This window comes from Hymenobacter lutimineralis, assembly GCF_008271285.1.
Classification (GTDB): Bacteria; Bacteroidota; Bacteroidia; order Cytophagales; family Hymenobacteraceae; genus Hymenobacter; species Hymenobacter lutimineralis.
Genome location: NZ_VTHL01000003.1, coordinates 309,536 through 322,669, shown reverse-complemented (window position 1 = coordinate 322,669; position 13,134 = coordinate 309,536). Strand labels below are relative to the sequence as shown.

Sequence of the window (13,134 nt, the reverse complement as noted above, 5' to 3'; positions counted from 1 at the left end):
GCCTCCTCACACCTGCTGGAAACGCGCATCGTCGCGGCCTACCGGGTACGTGCTGCTAGTCCATAATCAACCTTTTTTACTTTTTGTATGGAAACCACACATTCCTCAAAGACCAGGCTAAACTACGGTACGCTGCTGCTGATAGTGCTGTTCGTGCTAAGTGCGGTGGCTGCCTTCGTGCCCCTGCCGCACCCGTCGGCTTCTTCTACCGATGTACTCAACGCCGCTGATGTGGCCTGGATGCTCACCGCCTCGGCCTTCGTGCTGCTTATGACGCCGGGCCTCTCGTTCTTCTACGGGGGCATGGTGCGGCCAAAAAATTTGATTTCCACTATGCTGCAGAGCTTTGTGGCTCTGGGCGTGATTTCCCTGGTGTGGTACTTCGTGGGCTTCTCGCTGGCCTACGGCGACTCCTGGCATGGTATCATCGGCAATCCGCTCACGTTTGCTATGCTGCGCAATGTGGGTACGGCTCCGCATCCTACCTTGTCGCCGGCTATTCCGTTTGTATTGTTCTTCGCCTTCCAGCTGAAGTTTGCCATCATCACCCCGGCCCTGATTACGGGTTCGTTTGCCGAGCGGGTGCGCTTTAAGGGCTACCTGGCGTTCATCATTCTCTTTTGCCTGTTCATTTACTGCCCACTGGCGCACTGGACCTGGCACCCTGAGGGCTTCCTGCGCAAGTGGGGTGTGCTTGACTTTGCCGGGGGCACCGTAGTGCACATCTCGGCGGGTATTGCCGCGTTGGCAGGGGCGCTGGTGCTGGGGCCCCGTCGGGCCCACCGCGAAACGTCTTTCTCCACGCCCAATGTGCCATTTGTACTGCTGGGCACGGGCCTGCTGTGGTTTGGCTGGTTCGGCTTCAATGCCGGCTCGGCCCTGGGCGCCAATGAAATGGCCGCGCTGTCGTTCGTCAACACCAACCTGGCTTCGGCTGCGGCGCTGGTGGTGTGGATGCTGCTGGAAGTAAGCCGGGGCGGCAAGCCCACGGCTATGGGCGCCTGCATTGGGGCAGTAGTCGGCCTGGTGGCCATTACGCCCGCTGCCGGCTACGTCGACTATGGCCAGAGCATCCTGATTGGGGTGGTTGGCTCGGCGGTAAGCTTCATGGGTGTGAACTGGAAAAACCGCACCACCCTCGATGATACCTTGGATGTGTTTCCCTGCCACGGCCTGGGCGGCATTGTGGGTATGATCCTCACGGGCGTCTTCGCCGCTAAAGTGGGCTTGGTAAACGGCACGGCTACCGTATTCGGCTACCACCTGCTAGGCCTCACCATCGTCATTGCCTACACCTTCGGGGTATCGTGGGTGCTGCTGAAGCTGACCGACAAACTATTCGGTCTGCGCGTGAAAGTAGCCGACGAAGAGCTAGGCCTCGACCTGAGCCAGCACGAGGAGTCCATCTACCACGTCGACGAAGAGTTCGAGAAAACCTACCGCAAGGAACTGGTTTCGTAAGCCACAGGTGGTGCGGTCAGCCTCGTGTTGGCCGCGCCCCTAGCGGGCTACTAGGTCTGGTCCCTCGGTGTGCATGGCCTGGCGCAGGCTTTCCAGTAGCCGTTGCAGACGGGAATGTACTTCGGCTAACTTCCGGGTGCGGTACTTGCTGGGCCGGGCATATACCAGGGCTTCCAGGCGCTGTGTAACGGCCCCGGCACTGTATTTACCTGCCCTGGCATAGTCAGGCTGAGTGTAAGCCAGGTCGGTAAGCTGGTACGTATACGCCCCATTCTCCACGCGTATGGTGAGGTGGCCGGTATAGTTTTCGAATCCGTGGCGGCTGTCCACGCGCATTTTCAGGGTGCCGGTTTCGGGGTTGCAGCGCCGAAGCGTCGCCTGATACGGAGTGCCATCGGGCCAACTTTGGGCCCGCGCCAACAGCTCCGGCGCATTGGCGGCTACCGGCACTGTGCCGCTGTACAACACCTGATAGGTGCGGGTATCCAGCGGCAGTGGCGAAAACTGGAACGGCTTTTCCTGGGCCATTGCCCGGGGGCTGGCCAGCAGGCCAAGCACCAAAACAAGGTATTTCATGGGTGGGGGTGGGTACGCGTTGGCTCAAAAAGCAAAGAAACTGTATACGTGCCAAACAGCTGTTTGGTAGTGCGTAAGCAGCAGTTCCTTTCGCCTAGGCAGGAAGTAAACTCTTGGCTTAGCAAAAAGTCCCGTTCCCGCTCGGAACGGGACTTTCATGCTTAGTGCCCGTGGCTAGGCTGCCAGGGGCTCAATATCGAACCCCGCCTGCGCTACGGCCTTCATTACCTGTTCCGGAATGACGTTTGTGCCTTCCACCGTCAGCACCTTCGCCGGGGTAGCTGTATCAACGGCCCACTTTTCCACACTGGGCTCGGCATTAAGAAAAGGCGTAACGGCGCGCAGGCAGTTGGCGCAGTTGATGCTGGTTTTGAATTGAAGAGTCGGCATACAAAGCAAGTTGGGTTAAGCCACTGAAGCGGTTAGAAACGGCCCGGGGCGGGTGAGGTATTATAACAACACAAAAGTAGCCCCGATGGTAAACGAAGGCAGTATAGACTTTGACTGACAGCGTGCAGAGTTTTGCCTTTACGAGCCGAGTGCCAGGTCGAGGCTCTGAATGAGCAAGCAAAACTCTTGCGTCTGCCGCAGCCAGCTTGTCAACGGACAAACCTCTCCTGACGGATTAAAAATTAACTCTTGCGAAAAAGGCAAGGCCCGGCTACGTGTGCAGTCGGGCCTTGCCTTTTGAGATATATGCCTTACGCCGGTCGTTGGGGACGCTTTTCCAGAATCAGGTTGGTGCGGAAGGTGTGCAGGCTCTCTTCCAGGCCTACCGGGTATACGTGCGGGTTCAGGAAGCGGCGGATGCTGGGGTCGAGGCTTTGCACCTCGCGCTGGGCGTGGGCGCGGCTTTCGGCTAGTGAGGGCAGCGCATGCACCAGCTCGCCGCGGCGGAAAATGGGTGCCAGCAGCTCCCGGTAGGGGGCATCGGGGCGCACGGGCCGGCGCCGGGTAGCGTCCAGGGGGTCGATGAGAGTGAGGGCGGCCGGGAGCGGCTCGGCTACGTTGTAGAGCATGTCGGCGCGGGGCTGGCCTTTTTCTGTTTCGTAGCGCCGCACCTGCAGAATGCCTGGAATACTGGTTTTGGCCAGCTGTTCGGAAAGCTTGATGGTGAAGTCCCAACCGGAATCATCGGGCTTGCGCAGGGCCGCCAGCTTGTACACCCCGCCCAGGGCCGGCTGGTCGTAGGCCGTAACCAGCTGCGTGCCGATGCCCCAGGTATCAATCTGGGCGCCCTGCTGCTTAAGGCTGGTGATAAGGTTTTCCTCCAGGTCGTTGCTGGCCACGATGCGTACTTTCTCAAAGCCCGCCTCATTAAGCAGCGCGCGGGCTTCGCGGCTGAGGTAGGCTAAGTCGCCAGAGTCGAGGCGAATGCCGCCCAGCTCGTGGCCACGGGCGCGCATGTCGCGGGCTACTTTGATGGCATGCCGTACCCCATCCAGCGTGTCGTAGGTATCTACCAGGAACACGGAGTCGTCGGGGAAAGCCTGGGCATACGCGGCAAAGGCAGTCGGCTCGTCTTCGAAGGCCATTACCCAGCTATGGGCGTGCGTGCCTTTCACCGGAATGCCGAAGCGCTGCCCGGCCAGTACGTTGGAGGTCGCATCGACCCCGCCCAAATAAGCGGCCCGGCTGGCACTTAGTCCCCCATCCGGGCCCTGAGCCCGGCGCAAGCCAAACTCCAGCACCGTATCCGGGCCGGCTGCCTCGCGGATGCGGGCGGCTTTGGTAGCTACGAGGGTCTGGAAATTTACGAGAGTAAGCAGGGCCGTTTCCACCAGCTGAGCCTGTAGCAAGGGCCCCTGCACCCGAACCAGCGGCTCGTTGCCGAAAACCACCGTGCCCTCGGCTATGGCATCCACGTCGCAGGTGAACTTGAGGTTGCGCAGATATTCCAGAAACTCCTGCGGAAACAAGGGCACACCCTTGGCGCCCGGCAGGCTGCCGAGGTAGGAGAGGTCGTCGTCGGAAAAGCGCAGGTTCTGCAGAAAATCGACGGCGTAGGCCAGGCCGGCGGCCACTGCGTAGCCTCCCGCAAATGGGGCCTTCCGGAAGTAGAGGTGGAACACGGCTTCGCGGTCCTGGAGGCCCTGGCGCCAGTAGCCATACGCCATGGTCACCTGGTACAGGTCGGTAAGGAGGCTGAGCGAAGGCGCATAAAGGCCGGAAAGGGGAGCAGGGTTCATAAGCAGGAAAAGAGCCGCGAGGCCTGAGTGGAAGCAGAAACCAGACTGAGTGGCACAGCAGGGCCGATAGTCCTATACCCGGGGGCGAAGGTATAAGTTGTAGCGCGTTGCACCGTGCCCCCGGCCGCATCGAGCGGTAGTGCTGCTGGTGGCTTCTGCCCTGAGGCTCTTTTCCCGGACGGCCCAGCCAAGTAAAATGCGTACAAATACGGGGGCGAAATACGTATGAATGCTGAGTTTTTACTCGCTGCTTTTGGGGAACTATGCATAAGCAAATACACGACTTCCCAACAGCCTGCCGGCTGCTTTCACACCAGGCCTTCGGCACCACTTACCCTACTTATTATGGTCGCGCCCCGGCCTACTGGTTTTATACTATGGAATTCTTAGTATCAGCATCCTAGGTACTAGTTTATGTGCACAAGGAACGAAAAGGGCTGGCAGTTTCTGCCAGCCTTTTTTGTGCCTGGCCGACGCGGTAGCTACCCGCGCAGCATGCGCAAAAGCAGTGGCAAACGATAGAATCAGGCAATCAGCCCATGGCGAACGGCGTACTTGATCAGGGCCGCCGTGTTCTTGACCTGGAGCTTATCGAGGATGTTCAGCCGGTGCGACTCCACGGTGCGCTTGCTGGTAAACAGCTGATCCGCAATTTCGCCGCTGGTCAGGCCTTCCCCAATCAGCATCAGCACTTCCAGCTCCCGCGCCGACAGCTCGGGGATAGAGTGCGCCGGTTTGCGGGGGGCCAGCTGGCGCAGCCGGGCCAGGGCATCCAGACCAATGGCGGTGCTCAGGAAGGGCTTGCCGGCCGCCACGGTCCGAATGGCGTAGGCCAGTTCGGTGGCATCGGCGGTTTTTAAGGCATAGCCCAGAGCGCCGGCATCCAGCATCTGGCTCACGTCTTCTTCGTGGTCGAGCATAGAAAGCGCCAGCACTTTCACGGCCGGGAAGCGCTGCCGCAAAAAAGGCAGGGTAGCCAGGCCATCCAGCACGGGCATGCCCACATCCATCAGCACCACTTCGGCCGGCGTGGTTTCCAGCATATCCAGCAATTCCTGTCCGTTGGCAGCCTCCCCTACAACTTCAACTTCTTCTACCCGGGCTAGTAAGGCCCGCAGGCCATTTCGCAGCAGGGTGTGGTCATCAGTAAGGATGATTCTAATCATGTAGGACGTAACGGAACGGGGAAGAGGTAGCGGCGCGTGGGGTAACGACAGGATATAACTAAAAAGTACGCGGAGTAGCCCCGGCGGGAATCGAATGATTCATTGTTAATCATTGTATATCAAGCAGTTGGATAGTATTTATTTTGCTCTGGGGGCAGAATCGGGGGCATTTTCTTCCAAGTGCCGCCGTACTTCGCCCCGGTCAAAGCCTAACGCTTCAATCACTTCCCACAGGCGCTCCACAGTTACATCGGGCGCGCTGGGTAAATACGTGGAGATATAGCCTCTCACCCGCCACAGCTCCGTAATGTCCGAAGCATCCACCGGATAGGGGCGGCGGTGCGGGTTGTCGGAGTACAGTATCACTTCATCCGTTCTGCTGTTGATACGCGCCCGAATGCGTTTCAGCATCACGCTTTCCGTCGTTACTATCACATAAATATCATCCGGCACCAGCAAGCGCCAGTTGTCCACATAAGAGCACACCACAATGTCATTGTGGTTAAGTGTAGGCTCCATGGAGTCGCCGGCTACCTCAAAGGCGCGGAATTTCCCCCGCTCGAAGCGTGGCAGCCGGTATTTCGGCAATTCGCTCACGAACACTGCTTCGTTGTGCTGCACGGTGTAGCCGGCCTGGACGTTCACGGGCACCAGCTCCACGTTGTCCTCTCCGTCCATCCCTACCGTTACCACCAGTACGCTGCCGCTGTTAACTGCCGGCTGCCCGTCGCGGGCTTTCGGTGGTTGCAGCGTCACTGCCGCCGCCCCGCCATTTTCTCCGCGCAGCATTGGCCCCTGGCCCAGCATCAGCCACTCTGGCGACAGGTCCGGCCACTGCCGTAGGAAGTCCACCAAAGTAGGATAGCTGGGTTCCGAGCCTTTCAGGATGTTATACAGCTTACTGGTAGTGCTGTAGCCCAGTTTTTGCGTTGCACTGCTGGCATTCAGGCCGTAATGCGTCAGCACTTGCTGCACTCGCTGGACGATTTCCGACTTTTTTTCTGGCTCAGTATCAGCGGCTTTCATACTGCATCCTGTTTTGATGTAATAAATGCTTTATGATGTACTTATGTTTACATCAGAAGGTGTGATGCTTTCTCAAGCAATATACAAAATAACAGGAAAAAGAATGGAACAGAAAGAGAAAGAGCCGGGAATATTGCAGCAAGTGCTACAAAAGCTGGGTCGTAAGCACACCGTAATAGCCGACACGCTTACCCGGCTGAAGGAGCGCGGCATCAAGCTCAGCCAGTCGCGCCTCTACCAGATTATTGCCGACGACGAGGCCCGCAAGGAGGTAGTAGATGTGTTTCTGGAAGTGGCGGAGGAAGAGTTTACCCGCCGCCGCCACGTGCAGGAACGCGCCCAGAAACTCGTAGCCGAAGCCTGAGCCATGCAGCTTGTCGCCATCATTCCCGAAGCCGAGTGGAACCGGGTGCTGGGCCGGTTGGATACACTCGAGGCCGCCGAGGCGGCCCGCACCCTGGCCACCACCGCCCAGCCCGACGAGATACTGACCACCGACCGGGCCGCCGCCTACATCGGCCTCTCCGTGTGCGCTCTGCTGCGCGCCCGCCGCGCCGGCCGCATCCAGGGGGTGCGCCTCAACGAGCGTGACTGGGGGTTTCGAAAGTCCGTGCTCGACGCCTACCCGCGCCGCTACCATCGTCCCACTATGCCGGTAGCCACCGCATGAGCCCGGCCGTCATTTCCCTGTTCGACCACTCCGGCCGCTTCACGGCGCCCTGGGCCGCCGCCGGCTACGTCTGCTACTGCGTCGACCTGCAGCACCCGCCCGGTGAAACCTGGCAGGGCAACGTCTGCCTGGTCGGCGGCGACGTGCGCCGCTTCGTGCCCCCGCCCGGCCCGGTGGCCTTCGTAGCTGCTTTCCCGCCCTGCACAGACCTGAGCAACGCCGGTGCCCACCTGTTCCGCGTCAAAGGCATCCGGGCCCTGGCCGCCGCCCTCGACCTGGTAGGCGTAGCCGCCGACTTCTGCGAAATGTTGGGCGCGCCATACTTCCTGGAAAACCCCCGGGGCCAGCTCCGCCACTACTGGCGCGAGCCTGATTACCAGTTCGACCCCTGCGAGTACGCCGGCTGGCTCCCCGACCCCGAAGCCGAGGCCTACACCAAGCGCACCTGCCTCTGGACCGGCCACGGCTTCCAGATGCCCGAGAAGCGCCCCGTATTTCCCGTCAAAGGCTCGATGGTGGACAAGGTGCCGCAATCAAAGAACCGCGCCAACATCCGCAGCCTCACGCCCCGCGGCTTCTCTGCCGCAGTCTTCCACGCCCACCACCAAGTCCTACAACCCGCATGACCTCCCAACTTGCTCCCATCGTTGGCCCCGAGGCCGCCCAGTCCATCATCCGAATTCAGAAAGCCAAAATCAAGGATTACCAGCTGCTGGCCGAGTTCACCGAGCAGCGCGACCAAGATAGCCCGCCCCGCGCCTTCACCCTCACCAGCCAGGAGCTGGTACACCCCGATCTGCAGCACCGCTTTTCCCGCCTCGTCCCGCACCTCTGCCTACTCTGTGAGCAGCTGCCCGAAACACCCGACTTCTGGCCCGAAGACGAAGCCGAGGAGCTACCTGCACACTTTGAAAACTTTACGGTAACGGGCCTGAGCATCGGCCGTAGTGGGGGAGGCGTAACGCTCATCGGCCAGCGCCAGCTTTCCGGAAACCGGGTGCTCAACCTCACCAGCCCCTACGTCGCCTACGATGCTGAAACCGGCCACGAATACAGCTACACCGGCCTGTTAGAATCGGCGGTGCTCGATGCGCTGGAAGAAGTAGAAGCCGCCCTACGCGGGAAGCACAGCGACGCTGGCAGGCAACTGGATTTGTTTGAACAGCAGCCGGAGAAGGACGACTGCCAGTTACTGGCCGAGGCCAACGGCTATGCCTCCGAGCATCCCGAGCAAACCTGCGCCGAGTTGCAGCAAGAGGTCGGAGAGCACTTGAGACAGCACGAGCAAATGATGAAGACCGCACCGGAGCAGCCCCTGCCCAGGAAGCGCGCACGGGCTAAAAAAGCGGCGTAGTGACCCGTGAACTTCATCCTCCACACGATGGCCGCCCACCGGCACCTGCTGGCCCGCCCCGAGGCCCGGCCCCACCATGTCAGCCTGTATTGGGCGCTGTTCTTCGCCTGGAACGCCGAACGTTTCCCTCATGAGTTGCCCCTCAACCGCCAGGACATCATGCAGGCTGCCCACATCGGCAACAAAGACACCTATCTAAGCGCCATGCGTGACCTGAGTACGTGGGGTCTGCTCACTTATCAACCCAGCCACAGCGGCGGCAGCACGGCCCGGCTACAGGTGCTCGACGGAATGACGGAGGTTTGCCCAGAAGTGGGCAAACCCAAGCCGGCCAGTCGGCCTAGAAGTGGGCCAACTCAACCCGCACCAGTTTGCCCAGAAGTGGGTCAACAGTCAGCCCAGAAATGGGCCAACCCAGGGGGAGAGGTCGGCCCAGAAGTGGGCCGACACTCCTTATATAATAAAACAGGTAGTACAAACAGTGAAAACACTGGCACCGCCGCTCCGCAAAAAAAGATAGAGGTACTGGAAGGTGAGGGGCATTCAGGGGTAGAAATGTTCGACGACACCGCCCTACCCAGTGGGGCAGGCCCGGCGCAGCCGGCTGCCCCAAAGAAAAAAGTTGCGCTAAAAAAGAAAGGGGTTCAGGCCGCCGCCATCCACATAGCTGCCACCGCCCCCCGCAACGATGTCAGACGAGGACGCACGGCGCTACACGAGCTGCCTTTTAGCCAGAGCCCCATTGCCGACGTGTCGGCCTTCATTCAAGCCTTCCAGGGCACCGATTACGAGCTGGCCGACCTGCGCCACTACCACCAGCTGGTAGCTACGTGGCGCGACAAGAAAACCGGATTAGAGCCCACCCGCAAAGACTGGGTTGCCACCGCCAAACGATTCATGCTCAATGACGCCGCCGATAACCGCCTCAAACTCGCTCCCAACGTCCAGCGCCGCCCCGATGGCTCCCTCCATCAGCAGCCCCCGGCCGGAGACTTGTTTGCTGCAACTGGCTTCAAGTCCAAGTACGACCGTTAGCCACCTGGCCAGCACCCCCAACCCCAACGCCCGCCTCGCCCTGGCCGAACTGTCGGTAGGCCTGACCATCACCCAGGCCGCCGCCGCCCCTAAGCTGTTCCAGCTAAAGCGCGACTACGGGGAGGAAGTGGTAGTAAAGCTGCTGGTTGTCATCCTGCGGGCCTTCGTGGATAGCGTCCGGGTAGCCGAAAAGCCCGATGCCGCCGACATTCTGGAGCTGGCCGACACGCTGGCCCAGACCTACACCCACGACAGCATCAAGGATATCATTCTGGCCCTAAAAGAAGCCCGCACCAACGGCACCAAGTTTTTCAATGCCCTTGACCCGGCCAAGGTGTACGAAATCATCCGGGACTACTTTGACCGCAAGGCCCGCACCCTCGAAAATCAGCACCTCGACCGGAAAGCCCAGGCCATCAGCCAAGAGGCCGTCACCCTACACCAGTTGCAGCAGGCTGCCCCCACACTGGTACAGAACGTGGTCCTGATGATTCCCGACAGCCATCCCAACGCCCAGCACCTGCGCGACAAGCTTACCCTTATCAGGCAGAAGCTACGCCGCGGTTTGCTTTCTCAGGAGCAAGCTGAGCAACAGCGCCACGAGGTGCAACAAGCCATCCAGCGCCACCCCCGGTCAGACTGGCAACCCTCCGAAGCCGCCCAGCAGCAGATTGCCCGCCGTCACCAGCAGGCTACCCGCCGGTTCGCCGAAAAGCATGGAATAGAACCAGAGTACCTAGGAGCATGAGCCACCCAATGAAACGCCCGCCCCGACTGACGGCCTAGCCCCGAGGCCCAGTGGGCCATCAGCCGCCGCAGCCGCGACGCCACCCGTCGCTTCGCCGAGCGCCACGGCATTGTACCAGGGAGAATCTAATACCTCATGGCCTAGAGTAGAGACCATTCCAATAAGTGACTGGTCTTAATAATTGCAAAAACTCCGCATAACGCAATTCGCGCGTTTGGTGGCGTTCAAAGAAGCCATATTAAATGGGTTTTCTGAACAAACCCGGTTCCAAAAGCATGATCCTCTACTTCAGTTATGGGTATAAACAGCCGCGCAGGCTGGGTATTATCCCAAATCAATAGATTAGTCCTTTCACAAATCAATTTTCGCTTTCCTTACTCTATGCTTTTTCTCCCCGGCGACATAACCTTGCCCAGTATCCGAAACCGACTCAATGCGAGTATTGCCCGAGCGGAAGCCTTTCGTGGCTGCATTGCTTACTGGACTATCCCACCATCATTCCTTGATCAAAATTTCGTAAACCTACTCAACAGAGGTACTTCATACTGTTGTGTCGATTTGCAGCGGCCAACCCGGATTGATCAGCTCGGTCACTTCTTTGCGCGAGGTGCACATCAGTTTTACCTGCACTGCCGTCGCCTGAAAACGAACGACAAGTACCACAGCACCAATCGGCTCCTGCACACAAAGCTTCTGCTGTTTGATTTTCCCAACGGCGAGGCGGAAATCTGGTTTGGTAGTCACAACTTCACTGCAGCAGCCCTGACCGGCCTGAACTTGGAGGCCTCCATCGTTATTCCCAGCGCGCCCGGTACCGGCCTCTACGAGCAGGTGCGCATCTATCTGGACCATATCCGCTCGAAGTGCCACCCATTTGATCCTTCCCGCATAGCCGATTATCGTGCCCTACAGGACTTGCCGGAGGAATTCACGTCCGACGATGACCTGCACCAGGTACTCGACCTAATTACGGACGATGTTCCGGGCCTGCCCGGCAAAACCGTGTTGCTGCTGGGCGATGATTCCAGCGAATTGGCCCGGTTCGAAGTGGCCGGAGCAGGCAGTGGGCGCCCGTCTCTGGTCGAAGTGGCAGACCGCCGCACTGGCCATACCCGCCTGATGCGCGTCAGAGTGCAAAGCACGGGATACGTTCAGGGTGGCAACGCTGCATCCTATGGCATTACGTTCACCCCGCGACCTTACGCTATTCGCCTGGGTGGCTTACCGGCCTTTATCAACACCCGAGAGAAGGAGTTCGGTCGCGCTGAGCTCCGCCGCTTTAAATACTGGGTGAATCTGGAGCTACTGGAGCTGCTGCCCGAATCGGCCTACCTGCTTCCTCCCACACCCCGTCCTCAGCGCGCTAAGTGGGTGGTCGATCCAATAGGTACGCAGCAGATATACGCCCTGCCGGAGTATCTGCCGCTGCTCGCCGAGGAGCAACAATCCAGCCTGCTTATCCCTGCCAAACTCAAAAAGCCCGGTCGACAGGCCGTCATCGAAGAGCCCGATTTCCTGGCGGCCGGGAGTTTGGGCAGTGAACGGGCTCTGCGAGTAGCAGATTACTCTCCGACGCTGGAACAGGAGTTGCGAAGCGTTAGCATATCCGATGTGCAGGCCTTCTACGAGGAGTGGTTTCAGCGTCCTTATTTCAGCCCCGAAGCCCAGCGGGGCAGCATAGCGTTGCCGGAAGCGTCCACTCAGGTCCCAGAAAGGCTAAAGTCACTCAAGCGCAAACTATTACGCCGGCAGCAGTTGCGGTTGGAGTGAGGCACCCCCTAGGCATTAGCCCTACCGCTCGTAGTTCAGCAAACACTGCTGGCCTGAACTTCGGGATAATTCAATAGCAGGGCTCGCTTCAGTTCCTCCTTAATCTGCTCGCGTAGCGGTGCGGGGTCAACGACCTCTACATCCGCGCCGAAGCTTAGCAGCAGAGTCAACAGTTCCCGCGTGGGCACGAGCTGCAGCCGCACTAGCGTACCTGCTGCCGATTCCTCTACCTGCTGGGTAGGGTGCAGTGGCTTTGTCAATACGTAGGGTAGCCGTGTCTGCGCGAAGCGCAGTCGGATGTCCAGGAGTTCAGCCTGCGGCAGGATGGAAACGCCAATGAGATACTTGAAGTAGGAAGCTGGATCTGACGTGCTGGGTTGATAGCTCTCCGCTGCAGTTTCCACGCCCTGTACTCGGTCCAGCGCGAAAACGGAAGCGCCTCCTGTCCGGCCATGTCGTTGCGCTACTAAAAACCAGCGCCCATTGTACTGCTTGAGTAAGTAGGGATGTACCACTTCTCGCCGTGACTCGGTCGCCTGGAATGCTTGATAGGTAAGCCACAGCGCTTGCCTCTCTCTCACGGCCGCGTACAGGCTGTTTAGCCATTGCTGTCCCTGGTAGCTAGGGGTCTGCTCAAACTGCAGAACCACGCGGCCAGCTTGCTCATCCTGGTAGCTTAAGCGCAGCTCCAGCCGATCCACTACCTCCTGCAATCCAGCTGCTAATCCCAGTCCTTGTAGCTGCTTCAACGTGCCTAAGGCTTGGTGAAGCACAGACAGGTCACCCACGGTAAGCGGAGTATTGAAGATAGAGTAGCCCGGTTCAGTGTAATGGTACCCTCGTTCCGGCGTAACTTCAAGCGGTGCGTTGTAGCCGGTTGCTCCCCCTGGACGCATGTTCTTCAGGTCTTCGCGCAATGTTCTTACACTAATGCCCCCACCGGCGCCATATTGAGCATCTAGGCGCTCCTCTACCGCTTGACGTAGCTCCTCGAATGACCAGCGGCGGCCTTTACTCTGCAAGCATTCATCAATCGTAGCGTAACGTAGCAATGCGTTTTTTGAGGGAGGCATAAATTTTTTCGGAAAATTACATCCTGTGCAGTTTGGCTGCACACCCACGCTGTTGCTTTGCATCGT

At 59.2% G+C, this 13,134-nt stretch carries 14 protein-coding genes; 8 read left to right on the top strand and 6 right to left on the bottom strand.

Annotated elements, in window-relative coordinates; genetic code table 11:
• Positions 1-87: 87 nt before the first annotated feature.
• Entirely contained in the window at positions 88-1,461 is a 1,374-nt protein-coding gene (locus FY528_RS05420; RefSeq protein WP_149069964.1) for an ammonium transporter, read from the top strand.
• A gap of 39 nt (positions 1,462-1,500) precedes the next feature.
• Here the strand turns inward: FY528_RS05420 and FY528_RS05415 are convergent, their stop codons facing one another.
• The 5 genes from FY528_RS05415 to FY528_RS05395 all read right to left on the bottom strand — a co-directional run bounded on the left by FY528_RS05415 (position 1,501) and on the right by FY528_RS05395 (position 6,418).
• Complete coding sequence (locus FY528_RS05415) at positions 1,501-2,037, bottom strand: hypothetical protein (RefSeq protein WP_149069963.1); 537 nt, start codon at positions 2,035-2,037, stop codon at positions 1,501-1,503.
• Positions 2,038-2,211: 174 nt separating this feature from the next.
• Positions 2,212-2,427 (bottom strand): heavy-metal-associated domain-containing protein, encoded by a 216-nt coding sequence (locus tag FY528_RS05410; protein WP_149069962.1) that lies wholly within the window; start codon positions 2,425-2,427, stop codon positions 2,212-2,214.
• 311 nt (positions 2,428-2,738) lie between these two features.
• Positions 2,739-4,226, bottom strand: a complete 1,488-nt coding sequence (locus FY528_RS05405) for a nicotinate phosphoribosyltransferase (RefSeq protein WP_149069961.1) — start codon at positions 4,224-4,226, stop codon at positions 2,739-2,741.
• Positions 4,227-4,750: 524 nt separating this feature from the next.
• Positions 4,751-5,392 (bottom strand): response regulator, encoded by a 642-nt coding sequence (locus FY528_RS05400; protein WP_149069960.1) that lies wholly within the window; start codon positions 5,390-5,392, stop codon positions 4,751-4,753.
• A gap of 138 nt (positions 5,393-5,530) precedes the next feature.
• Positions 5,531-6,418, bottom strand: coding sequence for a S24 family peptidase (locus FY528_RS05395; RefSeq protein WP_149069959.1), 888 nt, complete (start codon positions 6,416-6,418; stop codon positions 5,531-5,533).
• 103 nt (positions 6,419-6,521) lie between these two features.
• Between FY528_RS05395 and FY528_RS05390 the strand changes: the two genes are divergently transcribed.
• From FY528_RS05390 to FY528_RS05360, 7 genes are all read left to right on the top strand, one after another.
• On the top strand, positions 6,522-6,782 hold the full coding sequence (locus FY528_RS05390) for a hypothetical protein (RefSeq protein ID WP_149069958.1): 261 nt from the start codon (positions 6,522-6,524) through the stop codon (positions 6,780-6,782).
• Between the two features lie 3 nt (positions 6,783-6,785).
• Positions 6,786-7,088 carry a helix-turn-helix domain-containing protein gene (locus tag FY528_RS05385; RefSeq protein WP_149069957.1) on the top strand — a complete coding sequence of 101 codons (303 nt, stop codon included), beginning with the start codon at positions 6,786-6,788 and terminating at the stop codon, positions 7,086-7,088.
• Positions 7,085-7,714, top strand: a complete 630-nt coding sequence (locus tag FY528_RS05380) for a hypothetical protein (protein WP_149069956.1) — start codon at positions 7,085-7,087, stop codon at positions 7,712-7,714. The genes FY528_RS05385 and FY528_RS05380 overlap by 4 nt, the downstream gene beginning before the upstream one ends.
• Positions 7,711-8,442: a hypothetical protein gene (locus tag FY528_RS05375; RefSeq protein ID WP_262383914.1), complete on the top strand. Its 732-nt coding sequence runs from the start codon at positions 7,711-7,713 to the stop codon at positions 8,440-8,442. Before FY528_RS05380 ends, FY528_RS05375 begins: the two co-directional genes overlap by 4 nt.
• Positions 8,443-8,448: 6 nt before the next feature.
• Positions 8,449-9,477 (top strand): hypothetical protein, encoded by a 1,029-nt coding sequence (locus FY528_RS05370; protein WP_149069955.1) that lies wholly within the window; start codon positions 8,449-8,451, stop codon positions 9,475-9,477.
• The gene (locus FY528_RS05365) at positions 9,440-10,225 is read left to right on the top strand and encodes a hypothetical protein (protein ID WP_262383913.1); all 786 of its coding nucleotides are present in this window, start codon (positions 9,440-9,442) and stop codon (positions 10,223-10,225) included. The genes FY528_RS05370 and FY528_RS05365 overlap by 38 nt, the downstream gene beginning before the upstream one ends.
• A gap of 558 nt (positions 10,226-10,783) precedes the next feature.
• A complete protein-coding gene (locus FY528_RS05360) occupies positions 10,784-11,995 on the top strand; it encodes a phospholipase D-like domain-containing protein (RefSeq protein ID WP_149069954.1) in 1,212 nt (403 codons plus the stop codon).
• 35 nt (positions 11,996-12,030) lie between these two features.
• Here the strand turns inward: FY528_RS05360 and FY528_RS05355 are convergent, their stop codons facing one another.
• Complete coding sequence (locus tag FY528_RS05355; RefSeq protein ID WP_149069953.1) at positions 12,031-13,131, bottom strand: helix-turn-helix transcriptional regulator; 1,101 nt, start codon at positions 13,129-13,131, stop codon at positions 12,031-12,033.
• Positions 13,132-13,134 lie beyond the last annotated feature (3 nt).

Coding starts and splice junctions, on each gene's coding strand:
- FY528_RS05420 (WP_149069964.1), top strand. CDS start 88: ATGGAAACCACACATTCCTCAAAGACCAGGCTAAACTACGGTACGCTG.
- FY528_RS05415 (WP_149069963.1), bottom strand. CDS start 2,037: ATGAAATACCTTGTTTTGGTGCTTGGCCTGCTGGCCAGCCCCCGGGCA.
- FY528_RS05410 (WP_149069962.1), bottom strand. CDS start 2,427: ATGCCGACTCTTCAATTCAAAACCAGCATCAACTGCGCCAACTGCCTG.
- FY528_RS05405 (WP_149069961.1), bottom strand. CDS start 4,226: ATGAACCCTGCTCCCCTTTCCGGCCTTTATGCGCCTTCGCTCAGCCTC.
- FY528_RS05400 (WP_149069960.1), bottom strand. CDS start 5,392: ATGATTAGAATCATCCTTACTGATGACCACACCCTGCTGCGAAATGGC.
- FY528_RS05395 (WP_149069959.1), bottom strand. CDS start 6,418: ATGAAAGCCGCTGATACTGAGCCAGAAAAAAAGTCGGAAATCGTCCAG.
- FY528_RS05390 (WP_149069958.1), top strand. CDS start 6,522: ATGGAACAGAAAGAGAAAGAGCCGGGAATATTGCAGCAAGTGCTACAA.
- FY528_RS05385 (WP_149069957.1), top strand. CDS start 6,786: ATGCAGCTTGTCGCCATCATTCCCGAAGCCGAGTGGAACCGGGTGCTG.
- FY528_RS05380 (WP_149069956.1), top strand. CDS start 7,085: ATGAGCCCGGCCGTCATTTCCCTGTTCGACCACTCCGGCCGCTTCACG.
- FY528_RS05375 (WP_262383914.1), top strand. CDS start 7,711: ATGACCTCCCAACTTGCTCCCATCGTTGGCCCCGAGGCCGCCCAGTCC.
- FY528_RS05355 (WP_149069953.1), bottom strand. CDS start 13,131: ATGCAAAGCAACAGCGTGGGTGTGCAGCCAAACTGCACAGGATGTAAT.